This window comes from Succinivibrio sp. (genome assembly GCF_045124615.1).
Classification (GTDB): Bacteria; Pseudomonadota; Gammaproteobacteria; order Enterobacterales; family Succinivibrionaceae; genus Succinivibrio; species Succinivibrio faecicola.
The window spans coordinates 1-4,592 of the sequence record NZ_JBGVMC010000128.1 but is presented as its reverse complement, the minus strand read 5'-3'; the positions used below and the strand labels follow the sequence as shown (position 1 = coordinate 4,592).

The following is a 4,592-nucleotide window of genomic DNA, read 5'->3' as shown; positions in this document are numbered from 1 at the left end:
TGATTTTGATTAAACATTGCTGTTTGTGGATTCTGGTTAATCTGGAAACCATGTGAATTGTTCTGTCCATATTGTCCATGATTTCCATTCTGATTTGAAGCATATGCATTAGATTGCTGCTGAGGCTTGAATGATGAATTGCTCTGTGGCATATCATAAGAATCCTCACGAGGAGCTTTGCTTCCAAGCATTAGAAGACCTGCAGGATCACATACAACCTCAGTGATATAACGCTTGTTGCCATCTTTGTCATCATAACTTCTTGTTCTTAGTTTACCTTCAATGTGAACCTGAGAACCTTTGTGTAGGTACTGACCAATGATTTCTGCATTTTTACCAAAAGCAACAACACGAACCCATTCTGTTGATTCAGTTTTATTTCCATTCTGATCTCTTCTATATTCGTTGATTGCAAGAGTAATTGTTGCAACTGATGTTCCTGATTGTGAAGGTCTTACCTGTGGTTCATCACCTAAGTTACCAATTAGTGTGACTCTGTTGAATCCGCCTGCCATTATATTTTCTCCTCAAAATAGGTATCGCATTAAATTTAGGTTTCGTGGCGAAGAAAATTACTAGTTCGTCTCACGATCTAGGCAAGTAATTTTATCATAAGATACATGGGGTATTTTTGAGAAAAAGTTCTAATTTTCAAAAACTTTTTATTATTTCTATTTTGCACGGAAAACGAACTATCAGTAATTATTTTCCGTGCATAAAATTTAGCTGTAGATGACTTTGATTCCGTTATTACCAACTATGTCTCTGATCCCTTCAATCAGATCATCTGTAGGTGCAAATCTGAAGCGGTCATCTCTAATTTTCATTAGTTTGTTATCAACAATAAGGTCGATGCTGCACCCTTTTGTAATTAGATCAGGCTCATCTGAACTTTGTATCATCTGATTAATCTCAGGTACATATAGACGGTTTCTGAGCATAATTTCGTCTATTTGTTCAATGTTTTCTTCTACATTAAGTGAGCTTAGATTTAATACAATTTTTCTTGCATTTTTTAATCTTAGGCTTTCAAGAGTCTCAAGCTTTTTGATTCTGAGTCGAGTCAATCCATCATTGGTCATGGATAAAAAGCCTTGAACTACAATTACAAGTGGGGATGGAATTTCTTCTGCTGCCTTAGAGCCTTTTTTCTTGCCTTTATCAAAAATAGATTTTTGAATTTCTTCAAATGCTTCTGCCTGTGATCCAAAGAGCATGAATTCAAAGGTTGAAGTACTATCATCAATAGCAATACGGTAGAATTTTCTATTGTCCTTTGATGAAAGTCCTTCTACTACGCTGATAACCACTCCTGCTACTGTAACAAAGTTAGGTTTATCCATCGTACCTGGTATCATGTTGTTTAAGGTAAGCTCGCCGCAGTATCTTAAAAGTTCTGCTTTATATGGATCGATAGGATGTCCTGACAGATATAAACCAAGAATATGCTTTTCGTGGAAAAGTCTTACCTTATCTGACCATTCCTTGCAGTTAACATAAGCTGGCTTAGTATTTGGATCATCAATCATCGAGAACAGATCTAGCTGACCTGTAGACAGATTTTCCGCTTTTTGCTGTGCATATTTTAATGCTGTAGGAATAGATGCATACATTTTTGCTCTGCTAGGTCCAATACTGTCTAAAGCCCCACTTTTTACTAAAGCTTCTAATGTTCCTTTTGATAGAAAATTTGTTCCTACTCTGTATGCAAAATCAAAGAAATCAGTATATTTTCCGTTCTTCTCTCTCTCTTCTACAATGTGATCAACGAGCCTTTCTCCAACACCTTTGATAGCGGAGAAACCATAGATAACATTGCCTTTTATATCACAACCAAAACGGAATTTACCGATGTTTACATCAGGTGGGCATACATCAACATTAAGTCTATGGCACTCACCGATATAGGCAATCAGTTTTTCAGTTTTCATGCAGTCAGCAGTCATCATGGCTGCAAGAAACTGAGCTGGGTAGTGAACTTTTAGATAGAGAGTCCACCAAGCAACTAGTGCATATGCTGCAGAGTGTGATTTGTTAAAACCGTATGCAGCAAACTGTTCAACCTGATCGAAAATCTTAGTCATGATTTCCAGATCTTTACCTTTTTTGAGTGCACCTGCGTTAAATACTTCACGCTGTGCTGCCATTTCTGCAGGGATCTTTTTACCCATTGCACGACGAAGAATATCCGCTCCACCAAGAGAGTAGCCTGCAAGGATCTGTGCAAGAAGCATTACCTGCTCTTGGTATACGATAACACCATAGGTTGAATCAAGGATCTCCTTTAAATCAAGATCCTGAGCTTCAGGTAAAGGATAACTTACCACTTCACGACCATGTTTTCTGTCAACGAAATGGTCCACCATACCACAACCTAAAGGTCCTGGTCTGTACAGAGCCACCAGCGCAACAAGATCTTCAAATCTATCTGGCTTCATGCTTCCTATGAGCTTTCTCATACCAGTTGATTCTAACTGGAAAACAGCAGTGGTTTCTGTTTCCTGAATCATTTTGTATGAAGCTTCATCTTCGTATGGAATAGCAGCAATATTGATTACAGGATTTCCTTTTTCATTGAGTTCATAAGGGCCTGATTTAAGATCAATCTTATCTTTATTTCGTGCAAGCATCTCATCAATCATCTCTTTTGCATCGTCGATGATTGTAAGAGTAGTCAGTCCTAAAAAGTCGAACTTAACCAATCCTGCATGCTCAACATCTTTTTTATCGTATTGGGTAATTGGGTTACCGTCAGAATCAAGCATCAATGGTGCAAATTCAGCAATTCTTGTAGGAGAGATAACAACACCTGCTGCATGTTTACCGATACTTCTTATAACACCTTCGAGTCGTCTTGAAACATCAATAAGCTCGATAGTTTCTTTATCATCGGTTGCTTTTGCCGTGTTATACATGTTTAAAAAATCAGGGGCTTCAGATTCTTTTGGCTCGCCTTTTTTTCCTATTCCAAGACAATCATTGAAAGATGTACCTGGTTTTTCCGGGATCAGTCCTGCAACATGACGGACACGTCCAAGAGGAACGCCGATAGCTCTACCTACGCCCTGAATAGCTGCTTTTGCTGCAAGAGTACCGAATGCAGCAATCTGAGATACAGCAGTTCTACCGTAGTGATCAACAACATGCTGAAGGGTAAGAGCTCTTTTTCTCTGACAGAAATCAACGTCAAAGTCAGGCATTGAAACACGTTCTGGGTTTAAGAATCTTTCGAAAAGCAGATCAAATCTTAATGGATCAAAGTCTGTAATGGTTAGTGCATAAGCAACAAGAGAGCCACCACCTGAGCCACGTCCTGGACCTACAGGTACACCATGCTCCTTAGACCACTGAATGAATTCCATCACGATAAGGAAGTAACCTGGAAAATCCATTGTTATGATAACGTTCAGCTCTGTTTCAAGTCGTGCTTCATAAATAGGACGTTTTTCTTCTCTTTCCTTTTCATCGGGGAACAGGAATTTTAGTCTTTTCTCAAGACCCTCATGAGCTTTCAATCTAAGACAGTCGGCAGTGGACAGATCTCCTGTGTCGTATCTTGGAAGTCTTGGATGGTCAAGTTCAATTCTGACTGTACAAAGTTCTGCAATCTTTCTTGTGTTTTCAAGAGCCTCGGGGATATCCGCAAACAGTTGAGCCATTTCCTCAGGCGATCTTAAATACTGTTCTTTAGAATATCTTCTTGCGTTATCCTTATTTCCTTTTTGGCAACCTTGCTGAATAGATACTCTTATGTCATGAACATAGTAGTCTGAAAGACCATCTTCAGGAACTTCATTTGGTCCTAGCAAGAATCTTGTGTCGTTTGATGCAACGGGCGCAATAGAATGTTTGATACATAGATTTAAGGCAGCACTTTCAAATGCCATTTCACCTTCACGGTTTGTTCTTGTAATTTCAAAACAGAATCTGCTGCCAAAGTATTGTTTGTATAGTTCTATTCTCTGTTCTGCTTTCTGCATATTATCTTCTGCAATAAAAGCTGCAATATCACCTCTAAAACCGTTAAGCATGATAATGCCTTCAGAGTATTTGAGCAGATCATCTATAGTTGCTCTTACCTGAGCAATATCAGGACTTGCAGTATTAACCCATGCATCAGAGAGAATGTCATACAGGTTTTGTTTACCTTTAGAGTTCATCGCAAGGAGTGTAACGGTGAATATTTTTTCAGGTTCACCTGGTCTTGAGTATTCTTTTACCTGCAGATCAGCACCCATGATTGGTTTTATTCCTGAATTCATACAGGCAGAGTAGAAACGAACGAAACCTGCCATATTGTTAAAATCGGTAACAGCAATTGCAGGAATTTTTAGTTTTGCTGCCCTTTTAACAATATCACCAACATTCTGCAGACCGTCATTGATTGAATAACAGGATCTTACATGAAGTGGTACATATGGAAGGTTATTTCCGCTCATAAGACATTTCTCCTTGTGAGCTGTAATTTTATCATTTTCAGTTCTATGAATGGGATTTTTAAATTCAAAACAGAATTAATATTTGATTTTTTTTCGACAAAAAATAAAACAAAGCCAGGGCAGGCCCTGGCTTGAATGATCTATTTAGATTAC

General features: G+C 38.4%; 2 protein-coding genes. Both read right to left on the bottom strand.

Annotated elements, in window-relative coordinates; all coding sequences use genetic code 11:
• Window positions 1-515, bottom strand: a 515-nt coding sequence (locus tag ACJML3_RS03465; protein WP_406020649.1) for a single-stranded DNA-binding protein, incomplete at its 3' end; no start/stop codon positions are given.
• 207 nt (window positions 516-722) lie between these two features.
• A complete protein-coding gene (dnaE, locus tag ACJML3_RS03460) occupies window positions 723-4,439 on the bottom strand; it encodes a DNA polymerase III subunit alpha (protein ID WP_406020647.1) in 3,717 nt (1,238 codons plus the stop codon).
• Between the last annotated feature and the right edge of the window lie 153 nt (window positions 4,440-4,592).

Coding starts and splice junctions, on each gene's coding strand:
- dnaE (WP_406020647.1), bottom strand. CDS start 4,439: ATGAGCGGAAATAACCTTCCATATGTACCACTTCATGTAAGATCCTGT.